This window comes from Arthrobacter sp. NPDC080082 (assembly GCF_040686595.1).
Classification (GTDB): domain Bacteria; phylum Actinomycetota; class Actinomycetes; order Actinomycetales; family Micrococcaceae; genus Arthrobacter.
The window spans coordinates 474,934-490,502 of the sequence record NZ_JBFBKQ010000002.1 but is presented as its reverse complement, the minus strand read 5'-3'; the positions used below and the strand labels follow the sequence as shown (position 1 = coordinate 490,502).

The following is a 15,569-nucleotide window of genomic DNA, read 5'->3' as shown; positions in this document are numbered from 1 at the left end:
CCGGAGCGCATTAGGCTGGAAGCATGTCGTTGAACCCTGAGCCCGAGTCGCCCTCCGAGCGCTACCGGGCCAGCGTCGAACGGGCCGCCGAGGCCAGGACCTACCTGGGTGGTTTCACCCGTTCGCTCGCCTTTGACCTTGACCCGTTCCAGCGCGAGGCCTGCCTGTCCCTGCAGGCCGGCCGCGGAGTGTTGGTGGCTGCGCCCACCGGCGCCGGGAAGACCATCGTCGGCGAATTCGCCATCTACCTGGCCCTGCAGCGCGGCCTGAAGGCGTTCTACACCACGCCCATCAAGGCCCTCAGCAACCAAAAATACACCGAGCTGGCCGGCAAGTACGGCGCCCAGAATGTGGGCCTGCTGACCGGTGACACCAGCATCAACGGCGAGGCCCCCGTAGTGGTGATGACCACCGAGGTGCTGCGCAACATGCTCTACGCCGGCTCCGAGACCCTGGACGACCTGGGCTTCGTGGTGATGGACGAGGTGCACTACCTCGCCGACCGGTTCCGCGGCGCGGTCTGGGAGGAGGTCATCATCCACCTCCCCAGCGAGGTCCAGGTGGCCTCGCTCAGCGCCACCGTCTCCAACGCCGAGGAATTCGGCGCCTGGCTGGACACCGTCCGCGGCCAGACCGACGTCATCGTCTCCGAACACCGGCCCGTCCCGCTCTGGCAGCACGTCATGGTGGGCCGGAAGATCGTGGACCTCTTCGCCGGGGACACCACCTTCGACGAGGTCGCCGCCGCCGGACCGTCTGATGCGGACGACGTCGCCGCGGGCGACGGGGTCACCGTTGCCGGCACCCTCGAGGGTGGCACGACCGACGACGGCGGCAGCCGCCCCGCGGCGCCCGCCAAGCGCCGGGCCATCACCGAAAAGGCCGGCTTCGAGGTCAACCCGGAACTGCTCTCGATGGCCAAGGCCGAGAGCCAGATGAACTTCCGCGGACGGTTCGGCCACGGCGGCCGCAGCCAGCGCCGGCACCGGAACCAGCGGGATGAGGCGCCCCAGTCCGCGCAGCGCAGCCCGGTCCGGAAGGCCAGCCGCCCGCAGGTAATCGCAAGCCTGGACCGGATGGACCTGCTCCCGGCCATCACCTTCATCTTTTCCCGGGCCGGCTGCGACGCCGCGGTGGCTCAGTGCGTCTCCGCCGGGCTCTGGCTCACCACGGAGAAGGAACAGGCCGTCATCGCCAGCCGCGTGGACGAGGCCGCCCAGGACATCCCCTCCGACGACCTGGACGTCCTGGGCTTCTGGAGCTGGCGGGACGGGCTGCTCCGCGGCTTGGCCGCCCACCACGCCGGCATGCTGCCCACCTTCAAGGAGGTAGTGGAGAAGCTCTTCGTCGACGGTCTGGTCAAGGCCGTGTTCGCCACCGAGACCCTGGCCCTGGGCGTGAACATGCCCGCCCGCTGCGTCGTGCTGGAGAAGCTCGACAAGTTCAACGGCGAGGCGCACGTGAACATCACGGCGGGGGAGTACACCCAGCTCACCGGCCGTGCCGGACGCCGCGGCATCGACGTCGAGGGCCACGCGGTCGTGCTCTGGCAGCCGGGCACCGACCCCGCCGCCGTCGCCGGCCTCGCCTCCCGCCGCACCTACCCGCTCAACTCCAGCTTCCGGCCCACCTACAACATGTCGATCAACCTCGTGGCCCAGTTCGGCAGGGCCCGGGCACGCGAGATCCTCGAATCCTCGTTCGCGCAGTTCCAGGCCGACCGGTCCGTGGTGGGCCTGGCCAAGCAGGTCCGCAGCCGGGAGGAGTCGCTGGCCGGCTTCCACAAGGCCATGACGTGCCACCTGGGCGACTTCACGGAATACACCCGGATCCGCCGGGCCCTCTCCGAGGCGGAAAAGTCGGCGTCGCAGAACTCCTCGCGGGCCCGCAAGTCGGTCACCGAGGACTCCCTGAGCCGGCTGCTGCCCGGCGACGTCGTCGACGTGCCCTCCGGCCGCACGCCCGGTCTCGCCGTCGTCCTCAGCTCCGACCACCAGTCGCGCGAACCGCGGCCGGCCATCATGACCATGGAGCACCAGCTGCGCCGGATCGGCCTGCACGATCTCGAGGGCCCCATCAGCCCCCTGACCCGGGTGCGGATCCCGAAGTCGTTCAACGCCAAGGTGCCCAAGTCCCGCCGGGACCTGGCCTCCTCCGTGCACAACGCGCTGCGGGAAAACAGGCCGCCGGCGCCGCCGAACCGCAACGAGGACTTCGGCCGCGCCGCCGCGGCGCCCAACCTGGAGCGGAAGATCACCGAGCTGCGGCGGGAACTGCGTGCCCACCCCTGCCACGGCTGCAGCGAACGCGAGGACCACGCCCGCTGGTCCGAGCGCTGGTGGAAGCTCCGGCAGGAGACCGACGGCCTGGTCCGCCAGATCCAGGGCCGGACCAACACCATAGCCAAGACCTTCGACCGGGTCTGCGGCGTCCTCTCCGCCTACGGCTACCTGGAAACAGGGGAGTCCGGAACGGTCTCGATCAGCCCTGACGGGCAGCGGCTGCGCCGGATCTACGGCGAGAAGGACCTGCTGATTTCCCAGTCGCTGCGCCTCGGAGCGTTCAGTGACCTGGATGCCGCCGAGATCGCGGCCCTCGCCAGCGTGCTGGTTTACCAGGCGAAACGCGAGGAGCGGGGCCTGCGGCCCAAGATGCCGAGCGTTTCCCTGGAGTCCGCGGTCGACATTGTGGTCCGGGAATGGTCCGCGCTGGAGGACGTCGAGGAGGCGAACAAGCTGCCCCTGACCGGGGAACCGGAGCTGGGGCTGGTCTGGCCGGTCTTCAAGTGGGCCAAGGGCCGGCACCTTCAGGAGGTGCTCAGCGGCACCGACCTGGCCGCCGGCGACTTCGTCCGCTGGGTCAAGCAGATCATCGACATGCTGGACCAGCTGGCCAAGATCCCCGGGCTGGAGCCCCGGGTCTCGCGGCTCTGCTCCGACGCGATCAGCCTGATTAAGCGCGGCGTCGTCGCTTACTCGGCCGTCGCCTGACCCCGGCCAGCTCCCTGGCCCTCACCAGATTCACGGCGGTTTCGGCCGCCCACCGCAGTCACGCCGCCGGAGTGCCCGGCGGCCCGCAGTAAGGAGTTCGTTGTCCATGACCGCTTCACCCTCCGAGTCCCGGCCCGCCACCACCGAGCGTAAGGTCACGCTGTACCGCAACGGCTCGGTCTACACCGCGGCCGATCCCTTCGCGACGGCGATGCTGGTGGACGGGGACACGGTGGCGTGGGTGGGGTCCGAGCAGGCCGCCACCTCCATCGCGGACGACTCGATGACCATCGTCGACCTGCAGGGCGCGCTGCTGGCCCCGGGCTTCGTCGATTCCCACGTGCACCTGACCGAGACCGGCATCGCGCTCGAATCCTTGCAGCTGGGCCAGGTGCGCTCCGGCGCCGAGCTGCTCGATGCGGTCGCCCGCCACGCTGCCGCGGCATCCGGCAGCAGCACGGGAGCCGGGACCGACGGCGGGACGATCCTGGGCCACGGCTGGGACGAGTCCCTGTGGTCCGATCCGACCCTGCCCGGCCGGGAGGAGCTCGAGCGCGCCGCCGGCGGCCGCCCGGTCTACCTGTCCCGGGTTGATGTCCACTCCGCGCTGGTGTCCGCGTCCCTGGCCACCGCCGCCGGGCTGTCCGGACTCGACGGCTTCGGCGCCGACGGCCAGGTCAAGCGGGCCGCGCACACGGCCGCCCGCCGCGCCGCCCGGGATCTCCCGGCCGCCGCGCTGCGCGGCTACCAGCAGGCGGCGCTGGCCCGGGCAGCCGCCAACGGTTATGTGGCGCTGGCCGAGATGGGCGCCCCGCATATCGGCGGCGTCGAGGACCTGCGGATCGCCGCAGGCTGGAACGACGCCGGCCGTCCCGGCCCCGCCATGCCCGAGGTGCTGCCGTATTGGGGCCAGCTGGCAGGCTCGGAGGCCGAGGCCAGGTCCATCCTGGCGGACCTGGGCGTCTCCGTCCTCGGCCTGGCCGGTGACCTCAACATGGACGGCTCGATCGGCTCCCGGACGGCAGCCCTGCGCGAGGACTACGCGGACGCACCGGGGGAGCGGGGCACGCGGTATCTCTCGGTCGAGGAGGCCGCCGCCCACATCGCTGCGTGCTCGCTGCTGGGCCTGCAGGCCGGCTTCCACGTGATCGGCGACGCGGGCCTGGACGCCGCCCTTGAGGCGCTGGACCAGGCGGCGTCCGAGGTGGGCGAGCAGCGCGTGCGCGCCGCCGGCCATCGCCTGGAACACGTCGAATTGGCCGACGCCGCCGCGATCGGCCGCCTGGCCAAGTACTCGGTGACGGTCAGCGCCCAGCCGGTCTTCGACGCCCTGTGGGGCGGCCCGGACAGCCTCTACGCGCGGCGCCTCGGCGGCCGGCAGCTGGGCATGAACCCCTTCGGGTCCTTCTACTCCGCCGGCGTGCCGGTGTGTTTCGGCAGCGACAGCCCCGTCACCCCGCTGAGCCCCTGGTCCAGCGTCCGGGCCTGCCTGGAACACCACGACGAGGGCGAACGCATCTCCGCGCGGGCAGCGTTCCTGGGACACACCCGCGCCGGCTGGCGCGCGGCCCGCTACCGGAACCCGATGGCGGGCCAGCTGGTCCCCGGCGCCCCGGCCAGCTTCGCGGTCTGGGAGGTCGAGGAACTCATGGTTCAGGTGGCCGACGGCCGGGTGCAGTCCTGGAGCACCGATCCGCGCGCCCGCACTCCGCTGCTCCCGGCGCTGGACACCGGCAGCGACCCGGTCTGCCTGCAGACCGTCCGCGACGGCGTCGAACTCTACGCGAGCGGTTCGCTGGGCCGCTGACCCGCCGCCGGCGCGGCCCGAACGGCCCGCCGGCGCCCGGACTCCCTGTCTATAATGGGAAGCTGTGCCCGTCGTCGGCTCCCGCCGACCATTCCGGCCTGCCGACCGCTCCCTCCAAGGAAAGGCCCCGCTGTGCGTGTCCTCACGATCATCCCGACTTACAACGAGCTGGAATCGTTGCCCAAGACCCTTGGACGCCTGCGCACCGCCGTGCCCGCCTCCGATGTGCTGGTGGTCGATGACAACAGCCCCGACGGCACCGGCGCGCTGGCCGACCGGATGGCGGCTGAGGACAGCCAGGTCCACGTGCTGCACCGGGCGGGCAAGGCCGGCCTGGGTGCCGCCTACATCGCGGGCTTCAAGTGGGGCCTCGACGCCGGCTACGACATCCTCGTGGAGATGGACGCCGACGGTTCGCACAAGCCCGAGCAGCTCCCGCAGCTGATCGAGGCCGTGGAGCAGGGCGCCGACCTGGCGATGGGTTCCCGCTGGGTTCCCGGCGGCAGCGTGGTCAACTGGCCGCTGTACCGCCAGGCGATTTCCCGCGTCGGCAGCACCTACGCCCGAATCATGCTCGGCGTCAACATCAAGGACGTCACCGGCGGCTTCCGCGCGTTCCGCCGCAGCACCCTGGAGAAGCTGAACCTGGATTCGGTCGATTCGGTGGGCTACGGCTTCCAGGTGGACCTGGCCTGGCGCGTCGCCCGGTTGGGCCTGACCATCGTCGAACGCCCCATCACCTTCGTCGAGCGTGAGCTGGGCGCCTCCAAGATGAGCGGCAACATCGTGGTGGAAGCCATGATCAACGTCACCAAGTGGGGCCTGACCGCCCGCTGGAACACCCTGAGCCACAAGCTCGGCCGCAAGTAGCCAGGGGCCGACCGGCACAACGGCGCAGGCAAAGCAGCCAAAGAAAAAGCCGGGCCGGAACCCCTGAGGGGTTCCGGCCCGGCTTTCTTTGTCTCATGACCTAGGCGGAGCGGCGTTCCCCGCGGCGTTCGCGCAGGATGGTGAGCCGGTCCTCGAGGATCTGCTCCAGCTCCGGCAGGGAGCGGCGTTCCAGCAGCATGTCCCAGTGCGTGCGGACAGCCTTTTCGTTGCCGTTGACCGGACGCTCGCCGTCAACCAGGAGCGCTTCCTTACCGGTCTTGGAAACCCACACAGGGGGAATCTCGGCCTCGGAGGAGAAGGTGACGAATACCTGCTCGCCGTCCGCGCAACGGTATTCGACCCGCTGGCGCGGAGCGGGCTCGACGCCGGATTCGGTCTCCATGCTCTGTGCGCCCAGGCGCATACCCCGCAGGCTGCGATCGCTCATTTTTTCTCCCTCATGATCGGTTCGCAGGGCCGGAACCCTGCGCTAGTCCGTGGACTGAACCCGCCGGACTACTGTGTGCATTGCGTTCTCCGGTGAACCCGTTGCAGGCGGCGCGGCCGGTCGGAGGACCTGCCGTTGTGCCGCGGTGTTCTGCCACCGGATATAACGCTCAGCGAAGCCTATTTGTTCCAGCAGGGTGAACCGGCCGGACAAATACTCCACTATACTCGGCCGGGGCCCGTCCGGCAAAGGGGGCGCGGTAAAGGCAAAGCGGCAAAGAGAACGCCGGGCCGCTGCCGGCCCGGCGCTCCCAAGATTTCGCAGGGAGTGCGGTCAGTGCTCCGCGGCGCCCGCTGCAGTGCCCGTCGACGACGTAGCTGCCGGGACTGCCGGCGTCGTCGGTGCCCCACCCGCAGCCGGCGCACCGGCCGGAGGTTCGGGGGAGAGGCCGCCCAGGGCGCCGCCGATGCCCTTGAGGGCCTCGCCCACCTCGCTGGGGATGATCCAGAGCTTGTTCGAGCTGCCCTCGGCCAGCTTGGGCAGCGTCTGCAGGTACTGGTAGGCCAGCAGCTTCTGGTCCGGGTTGCCCTGGTGGATCGCCTCAAAGACCTTCTGGATGGCCTGGGCCTCGCCGTCGGCCCGCAGGATCGCCGCCTGGGCGTCGCCCTCGGCCTTGAGGATGGAGGACTGCCGCTGGCCCTCGGCGGTGAGGATCGCGGATTGCTTCGTGCCCTCGGCGGTCAGGATCGCGGCGCGGCGGTCACGCTCGGCGCGCATCTGCTTCTCCATCGAGTCCTGGATGGAGTGGGGCGGATCGATGGCCTTGAGCTCCACCCGGGACACCCGGATTCCCCACCGGCCGGTGGCCTCGTCCAGCACGCCGCGGAGCTGGCCGTTGATCTGGTCGCGGGAGGTCAGTGCCTCCTCCAGGTTCAGGCCACCCACCACGTTGCGCAGCGTGGTGGTGGTGAGCTGTTCCACGGCCTGGATGTAGTTGGCAATCTCGTAGGTGGCGGCGCGGGCGTCGGTGACCTGGAAGTAGACCACGGTGTCGATGGAGACCACCAGGTTGTCCTCGGTAATCACCGGCTGCGGCGGGAAGGAGACCACCTGTTCGCGTAGGTCCAGCAGCGGCAGGAGCCGGTCAACGAAGGGGATCAGGATGGTCAGCCCGGGGTTCAGCGTCCGCTGGTACTTACCGAGCCGTTCCACCACGCCGGCCCGGGCCTGCGGGATGATCCGCACCGACCTGACCAACACGATTATCACGAACGCCACGAGTACCAGCAGTACTACTGCGACTGCGATATCCATACATCACCTTTTCCCCAAATATGTGGTTTTGCTGTGCGGCGGGTCCGCCGCGGGATCTCACGTTGTGTGCTTGCGGGCCTAGGCGCCGGAGTCGGGGGCGCCCGGGTCCAGTGTCCGGTCCAGGACTTCAGCGCCTCCACGCGGGACGACGACGGCGGTGGCGCCGTCGATGGCGCTGACGGTGGCGGTCTGGCCCGGTTCGAGGACGCCGGAGTCCAGCCGGGCGGTCCAGACGTCGCCGCCGATCTTGACCAGGCCGCCGGCTGAGCTGACCTGCTCCAGGACGACGGCCGGCTCGCCGATCAGGCGTTCGATGTTGCTGCGCTGGTCCGCGGGACTGCTGCGCAGGTGCTTCAGGGCGATGGGGCGGACAAAGCCGACCATCAGGAGGGACACGACGCTGAAGATGACGATCTGCAGCCAGAGGTCCGCTCCGCCGAGGGAGGCCGCCAGGCCCGCGAGTGCGCCGCCGCCGAGCATGATGAAGAACAGGTCGAGCGTCAGCATTTCCACCACGGCGAACACCAGGAACACCGTGAGCCACAGCGCCCACCAGTTGTCGGCCAGCCATTCAAACATCGTTTCCCCCTGGATGTTTTCTTGGTACGGTGCCGCAGACGCGGCCCCGTAAAGTCTTTCCATCCTAGGCGGGATGCGGTGCCAGGTGGGGTTCCGGTCCGGCAGTAGCCGGGAACGTAGTGAAGTCGTTACCCGCCGGCGGGGCGCGGTTCTGGCCGCCGCTCTCTCTACAGCGGCGTGAAGACGCTGATCCGGAACCGGGCCGTCACCGCGGTGCGGGAGGCCAGGCGGGCCCGGGTCTCCTCGAGGGATGCCCGGTCCAGGTGATGCCCGGCGGGGCCCATCAGGGCGAGCTTCACGACGTCGTCGGGCGTGAGGTCCAGGGCGATGTCCACCTCGCGTCCGGGCAACGCCGTGAAATGCCCGGCCAGACCCGCCGCCAGCCGTTCCTCCTTGGCCGGTTCGATGCCCAGCATGCCCGTGGTGCCTGCGACCTCCGTTAGGTGTCCTGGGCGCGGGGTCACCACGATCAGCCTCCCGCCGGGGCGCAGGACGCGGGCGAATTCGGCGGCGTTGCGCGGCGCGAAGACCACCATGACCACGTCGACGGCGGCATCCCGGACGGGCAGCGGCTGCCAGATATCGGCGACGAGGTTCGCCGCGCCAGGATTCAGCCGGGCCGCGCGGCGCAGGGCGAACTTCGAGATATCCAGCCCGACGGCGGCGGCGGGAACCCGGTCCAGGACGGCGCGGAGGTAGTGACCGGTGCCGGTGCCGGCGTCCAGGATGGCCGGTCCGGCTTCCGAGGCGTCTTCAGCGGTGCTGGCTTCCCCCGCCGCCCCGCCTCCGGCGCCCGTCAGCGCCGCCGCGGCGAACTCCGCGAGGGCGTCGGCCAGCGGCCGGTAGTGGCCGGCGGACAGGAAGTCGTGCCGGGCCGCCACCATGTCAGCCGAGTCCGATTCGAACACGGTGCCCTTGCCGGTCAGGAGGTTGATGTAGCCCTGTTTGGCGGCGTCGAATGAATGCCCGGCGTCGCAGACCAGGCCGCCGCCGTCGGCCGCCCCGGGAAGGAAGCCTCCCCGGCACAGCGGGCAGGCGAGGAGGGCACGGGAGGCGGAAAGCATAGTCTCCATCGTAGGGCCGGCCGCCTCCGGCCCGAGGAGCCCGCGGACCTCCCGGAGAACTCCCTCGCCTCCCGCCGCAGCTGGGCGATGCCGCCGCAACGCCGGACTGTGAGGTATTTCACCTGCCGCCGGGACGGGGCTAGGCTCGCACTCGTGAAACCCCAACATGTGACCCTGCTCAAGTCTGTCTCCGCGCCCGCCGTCCACCCCGACGGAACCCACGCCGTCGTGTCCGTGGTGCGCCCCGATTTCGACGCCGATTCCTACGTGGGCCAGCTGTGGTCCGTCTCCGCGGACGCGGACCGGGCACCGCGCCGGCTGACCCGCGGCTTCCGCGACACCGCGCCCGCCATCTCCCCGGACGGGCAGGTCCTGGCCTTCATCCGCGCCGCGGCGGGCGGGAAGCCGCAACTGCACATCGTGGAGGCCGGCGGCGGCGAACCCGTTGCCGTCACCGACGCGCCGCTCGGAGTGGGCGCCTTCGCCTGGTCCCCGGATTCCCGCAGCATCGTTTTCGCCGCCCGCACCCCGGAGGACGGCCGCTACGGCACGGTTGACGGCGTCTCCGCAGGCGGCGAGGACGCCCGCCTGATCACCGACTACCAGTACCGGATGAACGGCGTGGGCTACACGGCCGACAAGCCCCAGCAGCTCTTCCTGCTGGATGTCCCGGCGCTCACCGACGAACCCTGGGTGGCACCGGCCGGCCGGGCCCTCAAGGACGCCGGCAAGCACGCGTCCAAGGACGCCGAGGACACGAAGCCGTCAGGCAAACTGCCGGAAGCGCACCAGCTGACCCACGCGGCAACCGACCACGACGGCGCAGTCTTCAGCGCCGACGGCAGCCACGTCTACTTCACCGCCGCCCTGCACGAGGGACACGATCGGGACCTGGTCACCGGCATCTACCGTGTCCCGGTCGGCGCCGCTGCTAACGCCGACGAGGCCCCCGCCCCGGAAGAGGTCCGGCCCGCTGCGGCCGGCACTGGCACCCTGTCCATCGGTGCCGTCCGGGAGAGCCGCGACGGCCGCCACCTTTACTTCCTGGCCCAGGACCTCGGTCCGGAGGGACTGGACTTCGTGGCCCGCAACACCGCCCTCTACGTGATGCCCCCGGCAGGCGGGGACGCGGTCCGGCTCAGCGACCCGGAAACCCAGGACATCGCGGGCCCGCTGGAACCGGCCGGGACGGACAGCGTGCTGGTGATGAACAATGCGCGCGGTGCCGTTGAGCTGCTCCGCTTTGGCCCCGACGGCAGCAGCACCGCTCTGACCGCCGGGCCGCGCGTGGTCACCGGCGCCGCGGAAGCAGCCGGAACCGTCTGGATCAGTTTCACCGACGCCGGGACCTGCGGTGACGTCGCCGTGCTCGGCGAGGGCGAGGCCCGGACGCTCACCGACTTCTCGGCTCCGCTGCGGGAGGAGGCCGGCGTGCTGGTGCCGCAGGAGCTCACCTTTGCCTCACCGGACGGCTACCCGGTGCACGGCTGGCTGGTCATGCCCGAGGGCAGCGGCCCGCACCCGGTGCTGCTGAACATCCACGGCGGCCCCTTCGCGCAGTTCACCGGGGCGCTCTTCGACGAGGCGCAGGTCTACGCCGGTGCCGGGTACGCGGTGCTGATGTGCAACCCGCGCGGCTCTGCCGGCTACGGCCAGGAGCACGGGCGCAGCATCAAGGAGCGGATGGGCACTGTGGACATGCAGGACGTCCTGGCCTTCCTGGACGGTGCGTTGGAGAAGTTCGCGGAGCTCGACGGCGGCGCGCTGGGCATCATGGGTGGCTCCTACGGCGGCTACCTGACGGCCTGGACCATCAGCCACGACCACCGCTTCAAGGGCGCAATCGTCGAACGCGGCTTCCTGGACCCGGTCAGCTTCACCGGCTCGGCCGACATCGGCTGGTTCTTCGGCGGCGAGTACACCGGCCGCTCGGCGGAGCAGATGGAAGCCCAGAGCCCTATGGCCCGGATCGGCGAGGTGCGCACTCCCACCCTGGTGATCCACAGCGAGGAGGACCTGCGCTGCCCGGTGGAACAGGGCCAGCGCTACTTCACGGCGCTGAAGCAGCAGGGCGTGGAGACGGCCTTCCTGGTCTTCCCGGGCGAGAACCACGAGCTGTCCCGCTCGGGCACGCCGCACCACCGCCGGCAGCGGTTCGAGCAGATCCTGCAGTGGTGGGGCCGGTATCTGCCGACGGCCACTAACGCAGTGTCCTAAGCCCCGGGCCCTAGGCCCGCGAGTCACCCAAGGCCCGGCAGGAATCCCAGTTCCTGCCGGGCCTTTGTGATGTCCGGCTGGGCCCAGCGGGCGGCGTATTCGGTGTTGGTGGTCAGGGACCGCAGTTCTGCCTTGTCCAGGTACAGCACGCCGTTGACGTGGTCCGTCTCGTGCTGGACGATCCGGGCCTGCCAGCCGGTGAACTCCCGCGTTGTCACCTCGCCGTCCGGGCGGGTAAAGGTCAGGCGCACCGATTCGGGGCGCAGTACGGCGGCCTGCAGTCCGTTGACGGACAGGCACCCCTCGTAGAAAGCCTTTCGCTCTGTGCCGAGGGGTTCGTAGCTGGGGTTGAGCATGGCGAAGAACTCCAGCGGTTGCCGACCCCGGACGGCAGCGACCTCCGGGTCGACGTCGAACGTGTCCTCCAGCACGGCCAGCCGCAGCGGGATGCCCAGCTGCGGGGCGGCCAAACCCACCCCCGGCGCCTTGTGCATTGCCCGGCGCATCATGTCAATCAGGGCGGACAGGGTGGGGGCGTCCAGCTGCCCGGTAAACGGGGCCGCGCTCTGCCGGAGCACCGGGTGGCCGGCCTGCACGATCGGCGGCAGCACCCCGGCCTCAAGGATCCGGTGGACGGTTTCCCGGATCTTGTCGTCGAGGGAATGAGTGCCCGCGGAATCGGTGTCCGCGCTGGTGGGATCGGTGTCTGGGCTGAGGTCGCTGGCGTCTGCTGGCATGGCACCAGACTACTGGCGACCGCACGCGGCGGTGACGAAATCGTAGATCCTGCCGCGCAGCGCCGGCCCGGCGTCGATCTTGAGTGTGCCTGCCCGGCCTGCCACGGTGACGTGCAGCGGTATCAGCGTGCCCACCTTGTCCTCGGCCACGGCGTGCGGGTCGCACCGCGCCGGCCGCAGGCCCAACGGGACCACGCGTTCGGGCTGGTCGGCGGTGATCTCCAGCGCGTGCGGCCACGGCGCCGCGGCGTCTTCGGCCAGCAGCGTGGTGCCGCCGACGCCATCGATGGTGAGCGCTTGCTTCGACGTCGAATCTCCAGCGTGTCGCGGGGTGATGACGAGGTCGACGACGGCGGCGCGGCCGTCCGCGGTGGGCCGCAGATCCGGGGCGAACCGGAAACCCACGATGGCATTCGCCGCCTGCGCCACGCACTGTTCGTCGTGGTTCCGGGTCAGCACCCCGAAAGGGTCGGTGACGGGAACAGTGACCTGGCTGACCGCCCCTGTGGCGTCGCGGAGCCGCAGGGTTGCCCCGCCGGCCGCCGCTTCGCCGCCGGATGTCGGCCCCGCGGAGTTGGTGCCGACAGCGCCGGACGCTTCGCCGGCCGCCGGGCACGCTGCGGCTGGAAGCGGGGCCGGGAGGCTCTTGGCCTGGCCCGGCGGCAGCTCGGTCCCGCCGCCCGGGGCCGCCCAGCCGATGGCGCCGGCGAACAGGCCGGTGGTCACGTCGGCCGCCTCGACGGTGAGGACGGCGGAGGTGGTGTTGGTCAGCTGGATCTCCACGATCTGCTTGCTGTAGTTGTCCCGGAACTGGTTCATCGCCACGGTCACGGGTGCAGCGGACGGGTTGCCGGTCGGGGCAGACGCGGTGGCGGGGACGGAGGACCCGGGCGTTGGTGCGGCCGGCGGCGATGTCCCCGTGGCGGCGGGGCCGGCGGGGACGGTGCAGGCCACGGCCAGCAACACGGACACCAGCAGCGGCACGATCGTCAGCGCGGCGCGGGCCCGACGTGGCGGGATCTGCGCCGTCCGCCTTTCCGGCGGTGGCCTGCGGCGGGTCGGAGGGCTGCCCATGCGGCCAGTGTAGGCGCGGGTGCCGCACCAGGGCAGGCGCCGGCACCTCCAGTTGCCTGCACGGGGAGGTGCGAGGTCCGGATCGGTTAGTCTCAAGGCATGACTGACGCAGCGCCCCTGGACCGTGTGCTGGGCCTGCTCCGTGCCATCGAGTCCGGTGCCGGGTCCGCCGCATTGGAGCCATTTCTCGCCGAGGACTATGTCCTGACGGAAGCGCCCCACCTGTTGGACCCCGCCGGGAGCACCCGGACCCGGGAGCAGGTGCTCGCCGCCGCGGAACGCAGCGGAGAGGTCGTGACCGGGCAGCACTTCGACGTCCGCCGGACCACCTGCCAGGAGAACCGCGTGGTGGTGGAGGCGGAATGGTCGGCCGTCCTGCAGCTGGACCTGCCACTGTGGGACAGGGGTGAGACCATCCGCGCCCGGACCGCCTCGGTCTTCGAACTCCGCGACGGCCTGATCATCAGCCAGCACAGCTACGACTGCTACTACACCCCCGAGTAGGCGCCGCCCGCACGTCAGCGCCCAGTGAAGAGGCTCAGTGCATGGTGAAGCGGCGGGCCGTCCACCGGTTCAGCGCCGAAATTGACGCAGCCGCCGCGATTGCCCCGTTCCGGGCCGCGAGGACACCCGCCGGCAACGGCCGTCCCAACGCCATATTGATCTCGGATTGCCGCACGGCCCGGGCCGCGGCCCTGAGCCTGCGGTGCTCGAACGCCCGCACCCCGGGCACCGTGGACAGGTCAGTGGACCGCCCGGTGGCCAGTAACGAGGGGATGAGGCCGGCCAACTCGACGGCGTCCAGCCAGCCGAGGTTCATTCCCTGGCCGCCGATCGGGCTGATCTCGTGGGCGGCGTCCCCGATAAGGACGCAGCGCCCCGCGGCCATTCGCCGGACCAGCCGCGAGCGCACGCCGAAGGTGCTCAGCATGGTGTTGCTGCCGGCGTCGATACTGACGCCGGTGCGCCGTCGTATCTCCCCGGCCAGCCCGTGAGCCCCGTCGCCCGCGGGCGTGCCGCCGTTGAGGCGCACTACCCAGCGCCGCTGCGGGCCCGGCAACGGGAAGGACTCCACGATCCCTCCGGCGGCGAGGAAGAGTGCCGCGTCCGGGCCGAGGTGGGTGCCGTCGTCGAAGTCGCCCATCAGGTACCGGTCCGGGTAGTCCCGGCCGTGTGTCCCGAGGCCCGCGGCGGAGCGCACCGTGGAACGGACGCCGTCGGCGCCGATCACCAACGACGCCTCCAGGTAGTCCACGAGCCCGGCGCTGTCGGTGCGCACCCGCACCGGGCCGCCCTCCCGACCCCTACCCGCAAGCCCCGTCACCCGTACCCCGCAGCGGACCGCCCCGGGGTCCAAGCCGCGCAGCCTGGCCGCCAGGACCTCTTCCGTGGTGTTTTGCGGTAGGGACAACACGAACGGGTAGGGCCCGGGCACTGCATTGAAACTCATCTCCGCCAGGGTGCGGCCCGCGTTGACCGCCACGCCGCGCCGGATCGGGACGCCCCGGCGGATCAGCTCCTGGTCCACGCCGGCGCGGGACAGTGCGTTCAGGGCCGGCGGGTGGATGCCGATGGCGCGGGAGTGCCCGCCGGTCCCGGCGGTCCGGCGTTCCAGGACGGTGACGGATATCCCGCGCTGCAGAAGCAGCGTGGCCAGGAACAGGCCGACGGGCCCGCAGCCGACAATAGCGACGTCGCTCACGGGCGACGGCCCGGCGTCGCGGAATCGTCGGACGCGCCCTGACGGTCACCGGTGCCGGGAGGGACCTCACTGGCGGGGCGCTCCAGCAGCAGGAGGTTGCGGAACGGGAAGCCGGGCCGCACCGTCCAGCCCGGGGGAGCGGCGGCGCGCAGTTCGGCGGGCGTGTAGCTGCGGCGGATGGACGTCAGCCCGTCGGCCCGGATGAAGGATCCCCGGAATGGCAGGGCGGCGCCGGAGAACAGCCCGTAGGCCAGTGCGCTGCGCCGCAGGTCGTTGTGCAGGACCAGCCGGCCGGCCAGCGCCGCCGACTCGGCCAGGAACCCGGGCAGATGGTCGTCCGGGAGGTGGTGAAGGAGGTGGTTGGAGACCACGACGTCGAACCGCTCCCCGGCGGCCAGGAGCCCGGTGGTGTCCTGCCTCCGGAAGCTGACTCCTGGAGCCTTCCCCGCGGCAGCCCGGGCCTCGGCGAAGGCGGCGGCCCGCGGGTCCGGGTCCACGGCCGTGACCCGCAGCGGAAGCCGGTCTCGGGCGGCCCAGCGGGCCAGCCGGACGGCGACGTCTCCGCCGCCACAGCCGACGTCCAGCAGGGACACCGGGGCCCCTGCCGCCAGCAGCGGCCTGAGGTGCTGCCGGTAGATCCCCCGCCAGCCCGAGACGGCGCGGTTTACCAGGTCAAACTGCGCGTAGGTGCGCTCCAGCCTGTCGGGGTCGCAGTCATCCCGGTCCATTTCCTCGACGGCATCGGCCGCCCGGTCTCTGAGCAGCAC

General features: G+C 71.0%; 13 protein-coding genes. 5 read left to right on the top strand and 8 right to left on the bottom strand.

Features of this window, described 5'->3' with window-relative positions; all coding sequences use genetic code 11:
- The first annotated feature begins 23 nt into the window (after window positions 1-23).
- The 3 genes from AB0O44_RS06665 (at window position 24) to AB0O44_RS06655 (ending at window position 5,667) form a co-directional block, all read left to right on the top strand.
- On the top strand, window positions 24-2,990 hold the full coding sequence (locus tag AB0O44_RS06665; protein WP_364135731.1) for a DEAD/DEAH box helicase: 2,967 nt from the start codon (window positions 24-26) through the stop codon (window positions 2,988-2,990).
- A 106-nt stretch (window positions 2,991-3,096) separates the two neighbouring features.
- Entirely contained in the window at window positions 3,097-4,797 is a 1,701-nt protein-coding gene (locus AB0O44_RS06660; protein WP_364135728.1) for an amidohydrolase family protein, read from the top strand.
- A 132-nt stretch (window positions 4,798-4,929) separates the two neighbouring features.
- Window positions 4,930-5,667, top strand: a complete 738-nt coding sequence (locus AB0O44_RS06655) for a polyprenol monophosphomannose synthase (RefSeq protein WP_290257832.1) — start codon at window positions 4,930-4,932, stop codon at window positions 5,665-5,667.
- Between the two features lie 100 nt (window positions 5,668-5,767).
- On the opposite strand, the gene AB0O44_RS06650 is transcribed toward AB0O44_RS06655, so the two are convergent.
- The 4 genes from AB0O44_RS06650 to AB0O44_RS06635 all read right to left on the bottom strand — a co-directional run bounded on the left by AB0O44_RS06650 (window position 5,768) and on the right by AB0O44_RS06635 (window position 9,072).
- The gene (locus AB0O44_RS06650; RefSeq protein ID WP_290257831.1) at window positions 5,768-6,115 is read right to left on the bottom strand and encodes an RNA polymerase-binding protein RbpA; all 348 of its coding nucleotides are present in this window, start codon (window positions 6,113-6,115) and stop codon (window positions 5,768-5,770) included.
- Between the two features lie 333 nt (window positions 6,116-6,448).
- The gene (locus AB0O44_RS06645; RefSeq protein WP_290257830.1) at window positions 6,449-7,429 is read right to left on the bottom strand and encodes an SPFH domain-containing protein; all 981 of its coding nucleotides are present in this window, start codon (window positions 7,427-7,429) and stop codon (window positions 6,449-6,451) included.
- Between the two features lie 78 nt (window positions 7,430-7,507).
- Window positions 7,508-8,008, bottom strand: coding sequence for an NfeD family protein (locus tag AB0O44_RS06640; RefSeq protein ID WP_364135724.1), 501 nt, complete (start codon window positions 8,006-8,008; stop codon window positions 7,508-7,510).
- A gap of 167 nt (window positions 8,009-8,175) precedes the next feature.
- Window positions 8,176-9,072 (bottom strand): methyltransferase domain-containing protein, encoded by an 897-nt coding sequence (locus tag AB0O44_RS06635; protein WP_364135722.1) that lies wholly within the window; start codon window positions 9,070-9,072, stop codon window positions 8,176-8,178.
- Window positions 9,073-9,225: 153 nt separating this feature from the next.
- On the opposite strand from AB0O44_RS06635, the gene AB0O44_RS06630 reads away from it, so the two are divergent.
- Window positions 9,226-11,289 (top strand): S9 family peptidase, encoded by a 2,064-nt coding sequence (locus tag AB0O44_RS06630; protein ID WP_364135719.1) that lies wholly within the window; start codon window positions 9,226-9,228, stop codon window positions 11,287-11,289.
- Window positions 11,290-11,312: 23 nt separating this feature from the next.
- On the opposite strand, the gene AB0O44_RS06625 is transcribed toward AB0O44_RS06630, so the two are convergent.
- Window positions 11,313-12,026: a peptide deformylase gene (locus AB0O44_RS06625; protein ID WP_364135716.1), complete on the bottom strand. Its 714-nt coding sequence runs from the start codon at window positions 12,024-12,026 to the stop codon at window positions 11,313-11,315.
- A 9-nt stretch (window positions 12,027-12,035) separates the two neighbouring features.
- Window positions 12,036-13,100, bottom strand: coding sequence for a hypothetical protein (locus AB0O44_RS06620; protein WP_364135714.1), 1,065 nt, complete (start codon window positions 13,098-13,100; stop codon window positions 12,036-12,038).
- A 99-nt stretch (window positions 13,101-13,199) separates the two neighbouring features.
- On the opposite strand from AB0O44_RS06620, the gene AB0O44_RS06615 reads away from it, so the two are divergent.
- On the top strand, window positions 13,200-13,604 hold the full coding sequence (locus AB0O44_RS06615) for a nuclear transport factor 2 family protein (RefSeq protein WP_364135711.1): 405 nt from the start codon (window positions 13,200-13,202) through the stop codon (window positions 13,602-13,604).
- A 34-nt stretch (window positions 13,605-13,638) separates the two neighbouring features.
- Here the strand turns inward: AB0O44_RS06615 and AB0O44_RS06610 are convergent, their stop codons facing one another.
- Together AB0O44_RS06610 and AB0O44_RS06605 are read right to left on the bottom strand one after the other, a co-directional pair.
- The gene (locus AB0O44_RS06610) at window positions 13,639-14,802 is read right to left on the bottom strand and encodes an NAD(P)/FAD-dependent oxidoreductase (protein WP_364135708.1); all 1,164 of its coding nucleotides are present in this window, start codon (window positions 14,800-14,802) and stop codon (window positions 13,639-13,641) included.
- Window positions 14,799-15,569, bottom strand: coding sequence for a class I SAM-dependent methyltransferase (locus AB0O44_RS06605; protein ID WP_364135705.1), 771 nt, complete (start codon window positions 15,567-15,569; stop codon window positions 14,799-14,801). Before AB0O44_RS06605 ends, AB0O44_RS06610 begins: the two co-directional genes overlap by 4 nt.